Genomic DNA, 16,329 nt, shown 5'->3' on the forward strand with positions numbered 1-16,329 from the left:
CATCATGGAACCCAAATGATTCCCGTGTATTGAATAATCATATCACATTTTTTTCAGGGAGAAAAGAGGGAAACGTTAAGAAATAAGAATCCCTGACACTTAAGACTGGAAATTTTTTCTTTCGTCTGCTATACTAAATCAACGTGCAAAAGTGATTGAACTATTTCAATCCGGAAAGGAGCATCTATGAAAAAAGCAGCTGGATTTGCCCTGATAAAAACAATCCCTGTTTTTCTGGGATATATTTTTCTTGGAATTGCCTTTGGCCTCCTTCTCCAAAAGGCCGGTCTTGGAGCCGGCTGGGCCTTTCTCATCAGTCTCTTTGTCTATGCCGGTTCCATGCAGTTTGCCCTTATAGGGATTCTCACAGAAGGGCTGAGTTTTGCCGCAACAGCCATCATGACGCTTTTGATCAACAGCCGACACGCATTTTATGGCCTGACCTTTATTGAACGTTTTCGTAAAATGAAAGCAGCCGGCCCCTATATGATCTTTTCCCTTACAGACGAAACGTATTCCATCCTGTGCTCCGCCAAAAAGCCGGATGATTTTACAGACCGTGAATGGAAGCTTTCGTCCCTTTTTATCTCCCTTTTTAATCACTGTTACTGGGTGGCCGGTTCGCTGGCAGGAGCCCTCATCGGACAATTTCTTCCATTTGACACCACAGGCATTGATTTTGCCATGACTGCTCTCTTTATTGTAATCTGTGTCAACCAGTGGCGGGAAACACACTGTCATCTGCCGGCTAAAACAGGTTTTTTCTGCGGTATGCTCTGTCTGGCTCTTTTCGGCCCCTCCGGCTTTATCCTGCCGCCCCTTATTGCCGTATCAGCCCTGCTTCTTATATTCAGGCATACCATACAAAGAAATATGGAGGATTTCTCATGATACATTCTTCGCAAAATACTTCCTATATAATCATCACCCTTTTGATCTGTGTTCTGTGCACCCAGGCAACCCGCTGGTTTCCTTTTCTTCTTTTTGGAGGGAAACGGCAGCTTCCGGAACTGATCCGCTATCTGGGAACCGTGCTTCCTCCGGCCATCATGGCGGTCCTGATCGTCTACTGCTTAAAAGGCGTCACTCCCCTAACCTGGCCCCATGGGCTTCCTGAGCTGATCGCATCCGCTGTGACAGCAGGTGCACACCTTTGGAAAAAGAATACTTTAATCAGCATTTTTACAGGAACTTTATGCTATATGATCCTGAAAAAAAAAATTTTTAATTTTTTTAAAAAAAGTATTGCAAAATACAAAAACATATGATATTATATCGAAGTCGCGTGAGACAAGAGTTCTTACGGGACAGAAAAAGAAAGTTGCTACTGTGGCTCAGTCGGTAGAGCGTCGCATTGGTAGTGCGGAGGTCACGGGTCCGATTCCCGTCAGTAGCTGTAAAAAACCCTTGTGTTTACAAGGGTTTTTTCTTTTATCAAAAATGGAATATGACTTCTTTTGAATAAGTTGACTACTATTTGACTACTAAGCTATCATTTAACTTTATGATGTATCTTCCTATATAATATTGTCTGTTAGGTATTTCCTGAAAGATTTTTTCTTATTCCACCAGCCCTGGCCATCTCAGCGCCCCATCCTGATCCGGTGTAAGCGTCACCGGCTCCACAATCATCCGGCCCTCATCGTCCATGATGTACCACTTACCGTCTATGGTCTGCTGGCCTGTTACCATAGCACCATCAGCGCCCAGATAGTACCAGTGGTCTTTATACTTGTACCATGTATCATGCACCATTATGCCGGAGCCGTCAAACCAGTACCACTTACCATCATGCCAGTACCAGTCATTGCGGACTGGCTGACCGTTGCCAAGGTAGTATCTCCAGCCACTGTCTTCCTGCTGCCAGCCGGATTTCTTTACAGGTTCTGACAACGCCGCCTTGAAGTCTGTCCATAACTGCGGCTGATCCAGCATCTTACGGGGGCAGTGCTTGCGCTTTGCATCATAGTGCCGGATTACATGATCGGCACTGATACCTGTCTCTGCCATGATCTGGCGTACAAGTTCCACGCAGTTAGCACGGGCCTGATCGTAATCAGAGTCTGGATTAACGCAGATCTCAATGTTGATGCTGTTGGTATTGGTTACTCCCGGCACCAGAGGCGTACCATATTGTCTACCGACTGCGTATGCACCGTCGCTGTAATACAACGTCTGTACTGCTACCGTATCGTCCACATACCAGTGGACTGAAGTGGACAGGTTGCCGTTTCGATGGGCTTCGGAGTGTTTAAGGGCACCTGCACCCTTACTGTAATTATCCGTCTCATGGATTACAATCCATGCAGGACGGTTTTGACCTGCGTAACAGTTTATCTGCTTAATCTCTTTTCGTATTTCCATGATAATCCTCCAAAATGGAAAAGGCCCAAGGAATCCCAAGGGCCTGTTGTACTGGTGCAACTTGCTTACTCCTCGCTGTCATCCACACCATTATTGTTGCGGTCAGATGGGCCACCCACGCCGCTCTGATGCTTGTCCGGATGCGGTACATCACACGGGGCATCGTACAGATACGGGGTTGGCTGTTTGGGCTGCAGATCTGGTCCTGCGTTTACATATCCGCCCATTCCGGGGATCTTGTCCTGATGTTTGCCTGTTAAATTTGCCATAGTTTCTTATCCTCTCTTTCCTTTAAATACTATGTGATAGTTTCTTTCCGGCTCTAACCCTGCCGAATCGGGAGATAGATGGATCACCTCCTTACTTCTTCTCTGCTTTCTGTATCTGAGTTCCGAAGTAGAACCCTACAATCATAGTAAAGATTGTAAGGTATTCCTGCCCGGAAATCTCTCCGGTACAGGTCAGACCCACAAAACCCGCAGTCAGTGCCAAAGTCATGATAGACTTCACATCAATCAGCTTCGCCAGTTTCTCTTTCATTCTCCTCACCTCCCTTCATTGATCTATGATAGATTCCAACAGCTCGTCCCGGATCTGCTTCATCGCTTCTACTCCATTACCGGTGATCTGATGATTGAGCAGAGCTGCAAGACTCTTGGATTGCTGTTTCTGCATATTTTCCAGAGCAACCAGACGCTTGTAATCCTTGTCCGAATGCTCTTCCAGTTTCTGGACTCGTGCTGTCAGATGAAAAGCCGGCTTGATTACCTTAACGATAACCGCACCGGCTCCACCTATAATACTTATTCCTCCGCAAATGGCGAGGATCGTCTCTATGTATTCCATTATCCTTCCGCCTCCTCGATTAACATCGGTTCATCAATCAGCCCCTGTTCCTCTGGCGGCTCATACACACTGCCATCATTACTCAGGTAAATCATCTGACCATCTGCACGATACAACGTGTCATATCCGCTGATGTATCCAGCCTCCATCCCACCAACTGTATACGTGGTGATATCCCCCCATTTTTCCGGCACTGCGTCTGCAAATTCAATCCGCAGCACGTTTGTGGCTGCCGGCATAATACTGATGATTTCATATTCAGTATCATGGATTTTGATTTTTTCCATTTGGCATCCTTCCTTTCTATGATTTTGTATTTTTATGTATAATAAAAGGCCCCAAAGGGACCTGAATTTTCGTTTTTATTGTGTGTAATACCAAGCAAAATGAGAGCACCAAGACAACCGAAAAATTATGGAGTGAAAGTCACGAAGCTAAGGATCTTCCCGATGATACATCTCCTGATACAATCATTGAAGAAGGCTATTACAACGTGTACACGTCGATTAAAGGTAAAAAATATAGATGGATCATACATAACAAGGCAGTTACAACATCTTCCCAAACATATTATCGAGTTCAAACAGCTTATTATTTTATGGGTGCCGGTAGTGTAAATAACATTCTTCCATTGCAGCGCAATATTTATTACGCAGGTAGTGCATTTGGATATACAGAATGGCATGAAATCTAAGCGTACGTTAACTTATACAAGGTGAGCTTATACTTTTTCCCAATTAGCCCATGCCCCAGAGCTAATATATCTATAAAATATTCCGGCGCTATTTGTTATAAAAAGCTGTGAGTTATACACATTTGCTTCAAACCCTTTTACAGACAAACAGCGACCTTCTTGAGCCTGGGTCAATCCTTGCTTAAATGGAGTATTTGAGGTTGTGCCATCGCAGTAAACGCTTAGACCGTAGGGGACGTTACAATCCTTTGCAACACTAAATGAGCTTCTACGTTCAATGTCCTTTTCGAGTTTTTGCGTCTTGGTATTGAGCACAACAGTATAAAAATTCATACGCAATTTCTATTTATAAATTTCCCCATCTGTGTTCAATACCAAGCTCCAAGAAAAATCTATTGTAGCCACCTATGATATTCCTGATCGGGATGGCGTATCTACAAAGCCAGACTATATATCCACTGGGTTCCATAACGTAACTCAATACAGCAACGGACAATACATATACTCTATTCAGGCTTTTGTATACCCAACTTCTCTAAAAGATTCCGTAATTGGCAATATTCCAGCTCAATATATGCACATCAAACAGGATGTATATAGCTATTGCTATGATATGACCGGAAATCGTTTCCTTCTGATACGCATCACACCAAGCGGTGAAATTCGTCTGGAAACGCTAAACGGAACAGCAATACCACAATCAGAAGTCCGTATGCGTGGAAGTATTGTTTTTTGATTACATATTATTCAGTGGTTATTATCTTGGTAGTACTATCATTTATAAGCAGTTTCAATTTCATGTCAGTATCCAAGTAGAGCACCGCGCCACCAGTTTTATGGCAATCTAAAAATATTCCTGGTCTGGAGGATGGATTAATATCCGTCCGCGCCCGTATAGTGATAGCAGAATTACCTGATCCAGCACCGAAATTGCCTGATTCTAGGAATTGCATGGCACTAAAAACATTGGATTCATCTTTTTTAGAGGCCTTGGTATTGAGCACAGTATAAAGGTCCATCAAGGCCTTACCCTGAGCCGCCGAAAGCGGCAGGTTAGGGTTGTTTGTGACACAGTTATTGACAATATGCCCCAACAGGCATACGCCAGTCATCCATGCCTTAAAATCTTCGCAAAACTTCTTTACTTTTCCCCATCTGGTCTTTGCCTTTTCCTTGACGGCCGGCACCGGAAAGTTCTCAGAAGATGCTTCAAACGCCGAAATCACCGTTTCTGCTGTGTCGCCGCCTGCGGAATCAACCTTATCTGCCTTCAAAGTCTTAACCCATCGGTATAAATTTCCCAGAATGTTTTTCATACTTCCCTTGCTACCAATATCTGGATACTTTTCTTCCTCCGAATTTGGTTCTTCTACTGATGCCACTGTATCAGATGCATCACCACCAGAAGAATCCATTTTCTTCTCTTCCATTTTTTTCTCCAGATCAAGCACGTCCTGTACAGTAGCTACACCTGCTGTATTGATTGAAATAGACAGCTGATCCGCCTGAGCTATGCTGATCTGAACATTATAAATAAAAGACGAAGGGGCAACTCCATTGAAAGCGGGCATCTGATCCGGAGTGGTCGCTTGGCAGACTGCAAACAATATCTCCGTTTCCCCATCTGACGCATAGATACCCACATTTTGTATCAGATATTCCTGCGTGATCTCACTATTATCAAACATCGTTCGGATACTAATCAGTGTATCATTTGCGATTTGCACATTAGATGGAATCACCGTCTGTTTCACATCCTGAAGTTCTGTCAGTTTTTTTAAGTTTGTACCTTCGGAATATGCATACGATGATGTTCCTGCATGGGAAAACTGTATCGTAACCTCACCAGACACCGCTCTGGCTGCCAATGCTTCTCCCGCTTCTGTAATGACTGCTTTTTTATATACTCCCATAATAGCCTCCTATATTGTCTGCATAAATGCACTGGACATGACACCGCCAATATATAGTCCTGCGGAACTATAATTATTAACCTGCTGATTTGCATGTATCTCTATATGCGCCGGTATAACATCCCAGAGCAGGTTATACAGCAGATCAACCGCCCCATATCTCGAAGATGTAACCGAAATCTCCAGCTTACAGGCCACGGCATCTACACTGAGGGTAAAATCTTCTCCAAACAATTCCTTTAACTGATCCATCAAAAAGTCGATAGAAAACGGGACGATCGTGTTGTATTTCTGTAATAATCTCTGCCTGCGATATTCAATTGTTTCACCTGGAGATGCAAATATATCAAACAGTGCCTCTTTCTGTGCCAATGTAGACTCATCTGCTGTTTGGATATAAAAATTTTTTCGGATCTGCTCTATATTGGCCTCCAACTCTGCAAGCACAGCCTGATCCGTTTTCATAAGCTCCTTAAATTCCAGGATCTCACGGAAATATTCCGGAAGTGTCTGCATTAAATCAATTTTCATGAACCGTCACCTCCCCAAGAGAAGGAATCTGCTGCAATTGCGCGGTCTCTGTCAATGTCAGATCTCCTGAAGATCCATTGATTAAAACATCCGTAACATTGACAATATCCGGGATTTCCAAGATAGATGCCACGATCCTGGATGCATACACGGCTACCACATATTCGATTTTCTGCCCTTTGATCGCATTCCCCCAGGTCCTGCACACAGATAATAAATACGCCTGTATTTTCTGCTCAATCTGTTCCTGGTAGGCTTCTGCTCCAATCCTTACCGTAGCCGCCAGCTGAATTGATACGGATATGTTAAGGGTCAGATTCGTCGCTGTTGTGATCGTCACTGCTGCTCCAATGGGCGCCATGCCGTAACCATTTCCTGAAGGTTCAGATCCGCCCTGCTCCGGAGGACAGATTGCTTTTTGCACCTGTGCAACAAGTCCGCTCTCTGCCGGTGTTAATTCACTGTCCAGAATGCTGCACAGCACCGTTCCCCCGCCCTTCCATGCAGGATATACCTGTACAGCTCCTACTCCTTCAATGGCAAGGATTGTGTTTCTGTAAGCAGCTATATTTCCGCCAAAGGAAGCCACATCGAAACTCTCGAAAAACCGTGCCCGCAGGGAATCATCGTTTTCCTCATCTGACCCCGGAGTTTTAATTTCCCCAAGCTCTGCACTTGTAAGGCCGGAAACCGCCGTAATGGGAAGCATATTGCCGGTATAAGAATTTCCTATGGTTCCCGGCACTGAACAGGTCATTTCATACACATACCGGTCTTTTTCGCTGCTTATCAGTCCACCGCTCCTAAATATGACAGATGCTGCCCCGTTGATGGTCTTAAACAGGGATCCTTCGGGAATCTCCACGTTGAATGTCCCCTGCCGTACCGCCGGAGTAGGCGCTTTCCGGACTATGTTGCGTTCCGCACAGACATAATCCAGATACTCCCCTACTGCAGTACCTGCATAAGCATTTTCCTGTACCTGTGACAACAGCATATACAAGCCTTCCAGATACCAGGCAACCGGTCCAAGCGCAGTCTGGATGATACTTCCCTGACGCCTGTCGATCTTATCAGATACCCGTCCTAACAACTGCGTCTGTATTGCCTTTTGGGTATATCCTTTAAAATCAATCACATTTCCACCTCCTCTGAAAAAGTCCCGTATACAGTTACAACGTCAAATGATACTGTCAGAATTCCACTGTTCTGTTCCAAGCATTTAAAATTCTCCACTGATAAAATCCTGTTATCCAAAGAAAAAGCCTCCTCGATCCTGCGGGGAAGCTCACTTACAATATAATCATATTCTTCTCCGACCAAATCCTCCAGTTCAGTCCCAAAATTGCTGTCATAGATCTGCCAGCGGAAGCGCTCATTCTGTAGAATAATTTCTACCGCCTGCCTCATAGCTCCCAGTCCCTCGTCCATCCCGGAAATCTGTCTGGAAGACCAGTCGATCAGGAATGTGTTTGTAGGCTGCTCTATATGCTTTAAGGATGCATCCAGACCTACGCCATCGGGTAATGTTGCCATACTTCCTCCTTACTGTGCCTTGGAAAGGACAATGTAACGGTTCCCACGGGAAACCCGCAGCATAACAACCTTGTCCCCTACAGCCAGCCCTTTATTGACTGCAACGGCCCCTCCACCGCCTCCCTGCACCTGAACGGTCTTCGGGATTACGGATTCTGTAAGGATCAGTCCGGCCTCCGGCTTGGGCTGGGAGGTTCCGTCTACCAGAATGGAAAGAGGCGATACCGTAGCCACAGTTCCGAACGCAACCTCCGTAGGCTTCATTGCTTTCTGATTTTCCTGCATGATTTCCTGCATTACACCTAATAGATTAGACAATATTTATTCCTCCCAACTGTCCAAAGTCTTTCACTTCAATACTCATGGTATGATCGTGTTCATCCCCCTCAAAGGTATGTGTTACCTTTTCTGCTATCATAAGCCGTGAAACAGCAAGGCCATCCACAGCCCCGATCCTCACCGGAATAATCATCCCGGCCCGAAGACCCGGAATACCAATCGAATCCAGCGATAATGTTTGCAGCACCCGGTTGTAATATTGCAGATACTGCCTACACATCTCATCGATCTGGGCTTCGTTCAGATTTTCGTCTACCTCATCATAATACTGGAGCAGACCCCATTTCTTAATGGTATCGCTGTCCTCATGTATATAGGCATCCGTCCGGCCGCTGTTCTTATTTTTACGCACCAGCTTCACGCGGTTATATGTATTGCTGTCAATATCCCGCTTATAGGTATAATCTGTTACCAGGCTTTTATCTCCCAAAAGCGTAGTAATGAACATATTCTTTGCTTCCGTCAGACACAGCTCTCCGCAATTATCATAGAAATTATAGATCTTTCCGGTCTGCACAATCGTTTGGGCCAGGGCGTCAAATATAATATCCAGACATCCCTCATTTTCCTTGTCCAGATACGGGAACGCATAACCCGTATCCTCCATGGCCCCCACTTTCAGGCCAAAATCCGCTGCGATCTGCCCGATGATCTGGGGCAGGGTCATATTCTGGAACAGATAACTGGCATTCGCTTTCAGGTATCTCAGCTGATCTCTGGCCGTATATGACACCTCTCCGTCCTTATTACGTTCTGCGGTAAAAATATACCCTTTAAACATCTTTACCCCTTCCACGGAAAACTCTACGGAGCTCCCTTCCGGAATAGCGACCCCGCTGTCTTCCAGACAGGTAAAGGTGAGGGAGCCCGGTGTATCAAACCGCTCTGTTATAAGTTCAATTTCCCGGGCTGTGGTCGCGTAATCTGTAATTACTGTCTGTGTGGCCCTACCTGGAGCCGGTCCCGTTGTCTGGACCTGTAATGTTATACTGCTCATACGAATCACCCTGTTATCTGAAGCTGGCTTTCCTGTACCCATCCATAAGAGCCAACATGAACCGGATAAGGATTTCCGGAGACAATCCGTGTCACGGTAGTGCTTATATTATTCGCTGTACCATGAGGCTTTCCGCCGTAGCTGTCATAACAGTATTCCCCATTTACCACTACAGACGCCCCTACCCGCAGCACCGGCGTTTCCACTGCCCTCTGCTGCTCTGTGGATGCATCGCTTTGAACCGGTTCTCCTCCGGACGCCGGAGGCGGGGTTGTAACGATGCTGACGGTTTGCGGAGCGTAATCCCTGTACTCCTGCAGCTCCAGCGAATAGTACATATCTCCCGGCTCTCCACCCTTATCGGTAGTCTCGAATTGACTGATAATACAGCGCATATTTGTATCGTACAGATCCGAGCGGCTGATAATAAGCCGCCCCTTCTGTTTGCTCTTCATTGCCTTACTGATCTGCTTCTCATACCACTGCGGGCTTTTTGCGCCCTTATTGATATAAGGATCTGCACTATTCTCGCCAGGGAAAAAGCCTTTCCAGGAAACTTCTCTTAAGCCTGGCCGCTTCTGCACAACAACCTCTCCCACGCCGATGATATCCTGTTTCTTGTTATTGCTTGGATATTTAATTTCAATCTCCTCCGGATTGACCGGTATCCGGATCTTTGTACTTCCAAATTTCAGATAGATGGAAGTTGTATTTTTAAGCTGTCCCATCCCATCCTCCTATCCGTGCGATACTGCTGTTCCGGCAGCAGCCTGTTCGATCAGGATCGCTTTCAATTTATCCGCAATATCACTGGCAGTCAGATTCTTGGCAGCGCTTTCCGGAATGGACACATGGATCTGCGGCGCCATAGTCTGAAGCTCTATGTTATTCATATAGCGGCGTTCTGCCAAATCCCTGTAGATCTTGATATCTTCATCGGAAAGCTTTACATCATCTTCGATCTTGCCGACTTTCCCAACCTTGCCAATGTCTCCAAGGTTGTCCACAGTTGGGATAGATGATGCGTCAAAACCATTCAGGCCTCCCAGATTATCCGTCAATGACTCCAGGCTGAGATCCATGTTGTCCAGCTTAGCCCCCAGACTTGCACCAACATCCCCCCATTGTTGCGACGTCGCAACCACATCGAGTTCTGACATACGTTTGATCTGGACTGCATTTTCTCCGAATGTATCATCAACCCAGCCGGACATCTTGCCGCGGAATCCGGATACAACACTGGCCATATCCGTTCCCAAAAGTGCATCAATGGCTCCGGCTGTTGTTTCGACAATTCCCAAAATTGTATCAAATACATCAAAAAATAACCGGGCGGTCGCTCCCAGAGGATCGTTCCAAACATTCGCAAAGAACTCCGCAAATGCAGCAATCACATTCCAGAGAGATGCAAAGACATTGTAGCCGACTGCATACAGCAATCCTAAAATTTGTCCAACAAAGCTCCCGACTTCCTGCATTCCGAATCCAAATTGTTGGGCGGCAATCAGGGCTGCTGAAAAAACAGCTATCAGCAGTAATATCTGCCAGTTTGCTGCCGCCCAGGCTGCAGCTGATGCCAATGCACTTCCTACATTGGCCATGCCTGCTAAAATCGCTTGTCCATTCAATATGACAAGCGCCACCCCTATTGCCGCCAATATAGGTAAAATAAAATCCAGATTATTGGATACCCACAAAGCGCCCTGACCAATCGCAGATAACGTCCCAACTCCTATCTGTGCAAGAACTGTGAACAAGGTAATTGCCTGCATAATAGCCTGCTGACCTTCGTCTGAATTCAAGAATTCACTCCATCCAGAAAAGCTATCCTGCAAGTTTTTTTGAATTGCGTTTTTTCCCATGGTAAAAGCTTCTGCCAGTGTCATAGGCATCTCTTGAAATTGTGCATCTATCTCATCCGTCGCTTTCAGCATAGCATTTTTTACTACTTCTGCCGTAATCTGTCCCTCTGATGCCATATCCCGGATTTTACCTATGTCCTCTCCCAGGTAATCCGCAATCGTTTGGATGATATTGGGCGCTGCCTCAAAGATTGCATTCAATTCCTCACCGCGGAGCACACCAGCACCCATTGCCTGGGTCAGCTGCAGGGATGCTGAGGAAATCTCCTGCTGCGATGCACCTGCAATCTTAAACTGCTTATTTAAGTTTTCCGCAAACTGGACAATCTCTACACTGGAGGAAAATGCCTTACCGGCACGCTGTCCCAGGCCAGCTACCACCTGTGCCGTAGCATCATATGCAGACCGGGTACGCTGCGCCGACACATAGATCATATCCTGCAATTCGGCTGTGGACTGAAGCCCATCATTCATTAAATTCAGGCGGGCTGTAATCTGTGTCTGCTGATCAGCAACCCCTAAGAAGGATCTTACCAAACTTACCGCACCAGTTGCTACTGCGATCTGGCGGAATGTCCGAAGAAGATCACCTGCTGCTCTGCCTGTCCGTTTGGTTTCTTCTGTATGATTCCGCTGATTTACATCAATCTGCTGGATCGTCTGTTTGATCTCATTCATTCCCTGTACAGAAATATACTGGAGTGCATCGGACATCTGATTGATACTCTGTGTTACTCCATCAATGGACTGTCTGGTTTTCTCCGATTCACGGGCAGACTGTGAGGCCAGATCTGTTATGCCATTGTTGACAGAAATCAGGCTTGAAAGAGCCTGCTCCCCCAGATTGATGAATGTATGGAAAGAGGAAGAAAACTGATCTGTCAATGTAAGTGTTTCATTTATTTTCCCCATCAATTTTACCCCCTTGTCTTTTTCTTGATCTCTTTATGTTCTTTCTCCAGAAGAGCCGCCATAAGAAGCCGTTCCTGTATTCTCAGATTCATAACTTCACTTGGGAAAATACCATGATCACACAGCATTCTTTGCATAAGCTGTACCGTCATGGTATTTTCCGCTACTAGTTTTTTGCTTCTTCATCCAGTTCACTCAGTTCTTCATCATCGGTCACTAAATCATTGATCTTCTTGATCTCCCTGACTAATCGGTTGTACTCCCCAACAGTCAACATACGCCCTGGTACATCCAGCGGATCCACTACTTTGTAATGTGCGCATAATTCGGAATCCTTAAAATTAGGGCTTACAACACAGGCTCCTACTAACAGCTTTCCGTACTTATCATCATCAAGTTCCCGGATCAGCTGGCCATTCATCTTGCTCTTTCGAGTAGCCTGCTTAATCAGACGGTTATTCGTCTCCTGATCAATTACACGAATCACAAACGGTACTGGCTTGCCATCCTCCCCTACTGCTCTTTTTGTAATTACTACCTCTTTCGTTTCCTCCATAACCGGCGGAAGCAGGAATGCTTTAATATCTCCCATAATAATTTCAACCTCCTAACTGTTCCGGGTCTTTAAACCAATTCAGAACCTCGATATTTGTGTAAGAAAATCCTACTTCCATCTCCAGAAAATCAGCGTCTGCATCCAGAGATGAAATGGGGAGTTTCTGAAGTTTTACATTGTAAAATACCACTGTCTGCGTCCCTACCGTGGAAGATGGATCATCATTTGTGATCTGGATCGTAAAATATGGTAACTTCCCTGTCTTCAAATAATCCTGAAGCATTCGCAGGAAATGCGGCGTTCCATAATAAATGGTCATGGAACCTGTCAGAGATACGCCCGTAGTCTTTTTCTGGACCAGACGGGTCCCTACTACCTTAAAGTCAGATTCCTGAAATTCTGCATTGGAATCAAATTTTTTTAGTCCAAACATCTCATGGTTTTCGCCATCAATTGTCATGAACCCGCTTCCTGCCTTTCCATTTAGGGCGTCCCGTTCAAGTAAAAAGCTCATGTACTACCTCCTATTCTGCTTCAACGTTTACAGATACTGTAACCGTCATGAAGATCTTCTCGATGCTGTCCACCGGCTGGATTTTCACGGCGATCAGAACTGCATCAATTCTATTTCCGGCCTCCACCGTTACATCCTCAGCCTCAAAGTTCTGGACACCGCTATTTGCCTGCATATCGTTCAGATACCCTACAATCCAGCCTTTTAGCAGGCTGCGGCCGGTCTCATCATTACTTACCTTGCCGATGAAATAATTACTGAAATGCTCATATACATCATTGCAGAACTGATTCAGCACCCGCATAACACGGTTTTTGGAATATTCCTCACCCTTATCCACTGCAAAGCTGGTAAATGTGTTAATATCTGTGCATACCTTAACTTTGTCAAAGGTATCAATAAAAATAATTTCCCCGGCCTTAATTGCCTCTTCGATCTGCGCATCCGTCAGCTTCGGGCAGGCTTCCAGCGCGTTGGGATAACGAGAATAGGTCAGAGACTGGTTATACAACGCTCCTGCCTCTGCTCCGCCTAACCACCACGTTGCTTGCTGCGGAGTTAATACGGTTCCATCGTCCAGCTTAACTCCGTTCTTGACTGAAATTACCCACTCACTATTTGATACAGAAGCATCGGCCATAACCGCCTGACATTTCAGTCCCACATTGTTTGAGACACGCTTGACAAAAGCAGCTACTGCCTGAATCGTTGTCTTATCCTCACCGTCATAGACCATTACATCAAACTTATATGGCTCCATTGCCGTGAGCCATGCGGCATAATCCGTGGTTGCTACAGTAGGGTCCTTTCCTCCTGTCAACTTTTTCCCTGCGGTCGCTTCAAGCTCTCCGGATCCGCTAAATACAACCCACACATTCCCTACAAGCTCTTCTGCCGTCTTGACTGTCTGTTCATCTCTCACAGATCCATCAACTACAGTTGCGACCTGGAAAGTCTTTTCTTCATCCGGATCCGCCGAAATAATAATGGCAATATCATTTCCCCGTACACCGTCATACACAGCCGTTGCGGTCAATGTCCCGATTGTTGCAGTTGCTTTTGCCCCACTGGTTCCTTTGGGGCGGTATAGAAGGATTTTTGATGGCCCTGCCGTGGTATCGCTTCCCTTCATCATTTCCCTGAGGAACAGCGCTTTTTCACTTGTAATATCGTAGCCGATATATGGTGTCAGATCCTCTCCTGGGATAATCGTCTGTACAATCCCTGACGGTCCCCAGGAAAGAGGTTCTGCGATCGCTACAATCCCCCGTGTTCCAATATTTGCCCTGATGTTGCCCTGCGACTTGGTGTTGATGTATACACCCGGCTGGGCTTTGTTCTGGCTTGTCCATGTGCCTCCTGCCATTTTTGACCTCTCTTTCTGTATAATACGTATTGATTTTATACGTATTGCGTGGTATAATACTGATTGTAAGGAGGAATAGGAAATGCCCAAAAAGCCAATCGAAATGGAAAGAATCATCCTCTCCGATGGTTGGGTGTTTAAATCTCAGACCGGATCCCACCGGCATTATACACACCCGACAAAATCAGGAAAAGTTACGATTCCTTTTCATTCAAAAGAATTGCCAAAAGGCACTGAAAATTCCATCTTAAAACAGGCGGGGCTGAAATAGCCCTGCCACCCTAAAACAGGAGGTATGTATATGTTATCTGTGTATCCAGCTTGTTTCTGCAAAGAAGAAAACGGCTACTCTATTTTCTTCCCCGATCTTAACTGGCTTGCTACCTGTGGAGATACTTTAGAAGATGCTATGGAAATGGCTGTAGACTGTCTGGCAGGCTATCTTTATGACTGCAAAAAAGAAAATGAACCAATCCCAACTGCTTCCGAAATGAATACCCTCTCTGTAGAAGCACAGCTAAAAGAATTTTATGAAGATTCTCCCATTCCTTCTTACTTTATAAACATGGTGTCTGTCGATGTGGAAGCTTATGCAAAAGAGCACTTTGAGAAATCTGTAAAAAAGACCCTGTCCATTCCGGCATGGTTAAACAAAGCCGCCTTGGAGCAAGGCATCAACTTTTCTCAAACTCTCCAGGAAGCCCTCCTTGCAAAGCTCCGGGCATAATCCTAAAGGCCGTCCTAAATGGGCGGCTTTTTATTTGTCCTTTAATCTCTCATCTAAAAGCTTTCTTGCCTCTTCGATAGTATATTCTGGTTCTGTCAGGATCACCCTGGCAAAATCCCGCTGATACCCGGCCAAATGCTTGCTTTTCAACAGTTTACTGGTGGAGTATTTTTGTCCGTCTCTTTTGTGCGGCGTCGCAACAGTAGACTTAGACTCTGTACTCTTATTTGCCTTTGATGCCATAACGTTCCTCCATTTCCTGCATTGGATTTCCTTCCTCCGGCAGCCGCACCCGTTCCCTGATGTGAAATTGATAATGCAGCTCCCCGTCTTCCGTCTGCCACTGCCTCTCATAGGTCCGTATCCATGCTGTTTCACTGCCTCCATCTGAATAAGGGAACAATTCCAGTACCGAATCCAGATAATCTGCAATCTGGAGAATCTCTGCGTTGGCATTAACAATGTTACGTTCCTGAACAAACACAATGTCCACACCCAGATCACGCAGGAACCGCTCCCCCACCTGCCCCTCTATGGTAGAGGGCATGAAAAAAATAAAAAAGCAGGGTGGTTCTGTTCCCTGGGGATTGGGACTGTCATAAACCGGATACGTCGGGTATCTGGAAGTAAGGACGCCTGCAAGGCTGTTTACAATATGATCCAATGTAAAAGTCATTTGAACGCCTCCCTTACCCGCTTATCCAGCTCAATACGGACCACAGAGCGGTATTTTCCGATTGCTTTCTGCTTCATGTATTTTCCTTTCACATAGGTAGTCTTTGTACCGACCATCAGACCGCCTGAGCCGTCTGGAGACCGTTCCAAAAGAGAACCGTTCTTAATCAGGCCCGGAACAAAATGCTTGTCCACACGATGACCGTCATTCACATAGGAAGCATACTGCATATGATTGTTTAATTCTGTCCGCACGCTTCCCCCCGAAACAATAGGCGTTGTCTGGCTGTCCGTAGCCCAGTGCTGGGCCATATCCCCCGACCGCATATTGGTTCCCGCAATCGTTCCATCATTGGGCGGTGTATTCTCTGTCGCCACCCGTATAGCCTCAATCGTGGCGCCCTCTGCCACCTCTGCCATGATCTTTGATACGTCCTGCCCGGCCTTGCGCAGTTCATTTAACCTTTTCCTCATCTGAGCACCAAAACTTGACATCT

At 45.8% G+C, this 16,329-nt stretch carries 24 protein-coding genes and 1 tRNA gene; 5 read left to right on the plus strand and 20 right to left on the minus strand.

What is annotated here, in order from left to right; all coding sequences use genetic code 11:
* The first annotated feature begins 186 nt into the window (after positions 1–186).
* The 3 genes from WKT10_RS12315 (at position 187) to WKT10_RS12325 (ending at position 1,396) form a co-directional block, all read left to right on the plus strand.
* Complete coding sequence (locus WKT10_RS12315; protein WP_340277478.1) at positions 187–891, plus strand: AzlC family ABC transporter permease; 705 nt, start codon at positions 187–189, stop codon at positions 889–891.
* Positions 888–1,268, plus strand: a complete 381-nt coding sequence (locus tag WKT10_RS12320) for a branched-chain amino acid transporter permease (protein ID WP_340277480.1) — start codon at positions 888–890, stop codon at positions 1,266–1,268. Before WKT10_RS12315 ends, WKT10_RS12320 begins: the two co-directional genes overlap by 4 nt.
* Before the next feature lie 55 nt (positions 1,269–1,323).
* Positions 1,324–1,396: transfer RNA gene (locus WKT10_RS12325), tRNA-Thr, on the plus strand.
* 164 nt (positions 1,397–1,560) lie between these two features.
* Here WKT10_RS12325 and WKT10_RS12330 read toward each other — a convergent pair.
* From WKT10_RS12330 to WKT10_RS12410, 17 genes are all read right to left on the minus strand, one after another.
* The gene (locus WKT10_RS12330) at positions 1,561–2,364 is read right to left on the minus strand and encodes an N-acetylmuramoyl-L-alanine amidase (RefSeq protein WP_340277482.1); all 804 of its coding nucleotides are present in this window, start codon (positions 2,362–2,364) and stop codon (positions 1,561–1,563) included.
* A gap of 65 nt (positions 2,365–2,429) precedes the next feature.
* A complete protein-coding gene (locus WKT10_RS12335) occupies positions 2,430–2,633 on the minus strand; it encodes a hypothetical protein (protein WP_066542842.1) in 204 nt (67 codons plus the stop codon).
* 91 nt (positions 2,634–2,724) lie between these two features.
* The gene (locus WKT10_RS12340; protein WP_340277487.1) at positions 2,725–2,904 is read right to left on the minus strand and encodes a hypothetical protein; all 180 of its coding nucleotides are present in this window, start codon (positions 2,902–2,904) and stop codon (positions 2,725–2,727) included.
* A gap of 15 nt (positions 2,905–2,919) precedes the next feature.
* Complete coding sequence (locus WKT10_RS12345) at positions 2,920–3,210, minus strand: CTP synthase (protein ID WP_340277489.1); 291 nt, start codon at positions 3,208–3,210, stop codon at positions 2,920–2,922.
* A complete protein-coding gene (locus WKT10_RS12350; RefSeq protein WP_340277490.1) occupies positions 3,210–3,497 on the minus strand; it encodes a hypothetical protein in 288 nt (95 codons plus the stop codon). The genes WKT10_RS12345 and WKT10_RS12350 overlap by 1 nt, the downstream gene beginning before the upstream one ends.
* Before the next feature lie 1,150 nt (positions 3,498–4,647).
* Positions 4,648–5,817, minus strand: coding sequence for a hypothetical protein (locus tag WKT10_RS12355; protein ID WP_340277492.1), 1,170 nt, complete (start codon positions 5,815–5,817; stop codon positions 4,648–4,650).
* 9 nt (positions 5,818–5,826) lie between these two features.
* Entirely contained in the window at positions 5,827–6,348 is a 522-nt protein-coding gene (locus WKT10_RS12360) for a putative phage tail protein (protein ID WP_340277494.1), read from the minus strand.
* Positions 6,338–7,486: a baseplate J/gp47 family protein gene (locus WKT10_RS12365; RefSeq protein ID WP_317438135.1), complete on the minus strand. Its 1,149-nt coding sequence runs from the start codon at positions 7,484–7,486 to the stop codon at positions 6,338–6,340. The genes WKT10_RS12360 and WKT10_RS12365 overlap by 11 nt, the downstream gene beginning before the upstream one ends.
* Complete coding sequence (locus WKT10_RS12370) at positions 7,483–7,884, minus strand: DUF2634 domain-containing protein (RefSeq protein WP_317438136.1); 402 nt, start codon at positions 7,882–7,884, stop codon at positions 7,483–7,485. Before WKT10_RS12370 ends, WKT10_RS12365 begins: the two co-directional genes overlap by 4 nt.
* Before the next feature lie 9 nt (positions 7,885–7,893).
* Positions 7,894–8,202, minus strand: a complete 309-nt coding sequence (locus WKT10_RS12375) for a DUF2577 family protein (RefSeq protein ID WP_317438137.1) — start codon at positions 8,200–8,202, stop codon at positions 7,894–7,896.
* Positions 8,195–9,220 (minus strand): XkdQ/YqbQ family protein, encoded by a 1,026-nt coding sequence (locus WKT10_RS12380; protein WP_340277499.1) that lies wholly within the window; start codon positions 9,218–9,220, stop codon positions 8,195–8,197. Before WKT10_RS12380 ends, WKT10_RS12375 begins: the two co-directional genes overlap by 8 nt.
* A gap of 5 nt (positions 9,221–9,225) precedes the next feature.
* The gene (locus tag WKT10_RS12385) at positions 9,226–9,948 is read right to left on the minus strand and encodes a hypothetical protein (protein WP_340277501.1); all 723 of its coding nucleotides are present in this window, start codon (positions 9,946–9,948) and stop codon (positions 9,226–9,228) included.
* A gap of 9 nt (positions 9,949–9,957) precedes the next feature.
* The gene (locus WKT10_RS12390) at positions 9,958–11,994 is read right to left on the minus strand and encodes a tape measure protein (RefSeq protein ID WP_340277502.1); all 2,037 of its coding nucleotides are present in this window, start codon (positions 11,992–11,994) and stop codon (positions 9,958–9,960) included.
* Positions 11,995–11,999: 5 nt separating this feature from the next.
* Positions 12,000–12,146, minus strand: a complete 147-nt coding sequence (locus tag WKT10_RS12395; protein ID WP_340277504.1) for a hypothetical protein — start codon at positions 12,144–12,146, stop codon at positions 12,000–12,002.
* A gap of 14 nt (positions 12,147–12,160) precedes the next feature.
* Positions 12,161–12,586 (minus strand): phage tail assembly chaperone, encoded by a 426-nt coding sequence (locus tag WKT10_RS12400; protein ID WP_340277506.1) that lies wholly within the window; start codon positions 12,584–12,586, stop codon positions 12,161–12,163.
* Between the two features lie 7 nt (positions 12,587–12,593).
* Positions 12,594–13,064: a phage tail tube protein gene (locus tag WKT10_RS12405; RefSeq protein ID WP_340277508.1), complete on the minus strand. Its 471-nt coding sequence runs from the start codon at positions 13,062–13,064 to the stop codon at positions 12,594–12,596.
* Between the two features lie 10 nt (positions 13,065–13,074).
* A complete protein-coding gene (locus WKT10_RS12410) occupies positions 13,075–14,430 on the minus strand; it encodes a phage tail sheath family protein (protein ID WP_340277509.1) in 1,356 nt (451 codons plus the stop codon).
* Between the two features lie 82 nt (positions 14,431–14,512).
* Between WKT10_RS12410 and WKT10_RS12415 the strand changes: the two genes are divergently transcribed.
* Positions 14,513–14,701, plus strand: coding sequence for a type II toxin-antitoxin system HicA family toxin (locus tag WKT10_RS12415; RefSeq protein WP_317438145.1), 189 nt, complete (start codon positions 14,513–14,515; stop codon positions 14,699–14,701).
* Positions 14,702–14,731: 30 nt separating this feature from the next.
* Positions 14,732–15,157, plus strand: a complete 426-nt coding sequence (locus tag WKT10_RS12420; RefSeq protein WP_340277511.1) for a type II toxin-antitoxin system HicB family antitoxin — start codon at positions 14,732–14,734, stop codon at positions 15,155–15,157.
* 30 nt (positions 15,158–15,187) lie between these two features.
* Here the strand turns inward: WKT10_RS12420 and WKT10_RS12425 are convergent, their stop codons facing one another.
* The 3 genes from WKT10_RS12425 to WKT10_RS12435 are packed head-to-tail and all read right to left on the minus strand — an operon-like array spanning position 15,188 to position 16,327.
* Positions 15,188–15,400: a hypothetical protein gene (locus WKT10_RS12425; RefSeq protein ID WP_340277513.1), complete on the minus strand. Its 213-nt coding sequence runs from the start codon at positions 15,398–15,400 to the stop codon at positions 15,188–15,190.
* A complete protein-coding gene (locus tag WKT10_RS12430) occupies positions 15,381–15,833 on the minus strand; it encodes a phage tail terminator family protein (protein ID WP_340277515.1) in 453 nt (150 codons plus the stop codon). The genes WKT10_RS12425 and WKT10_RS12430 overlap by 20 nt, the downstream gene beginning before the upstream one ends.
* A complete protein-coding gene (locus tag WKT10_RS12435) occupies positions 15,830–16,327 on the minus strand; it encodes an HK97 gp10 family phage protein (protein ID WP_340277517.1) in 498 nt (165 codons plus the stop codon). The genes WKT10_RS12430 and WKT10_RS12435 overlap by 4 nt, the downstream gene beginning before the upstream one ends.
* Positions 16,328–16,329: the final 2 nt, after the last annotated feature.

This window comes from Enterocloster sp. HCN-30185 (assembly GCF_037890305.1).
Taxonomy (GTDB): Bacteria; Bacillota; Clostridia; order Lachnospirales; family Lachnospiraceae; genus Enterocloster.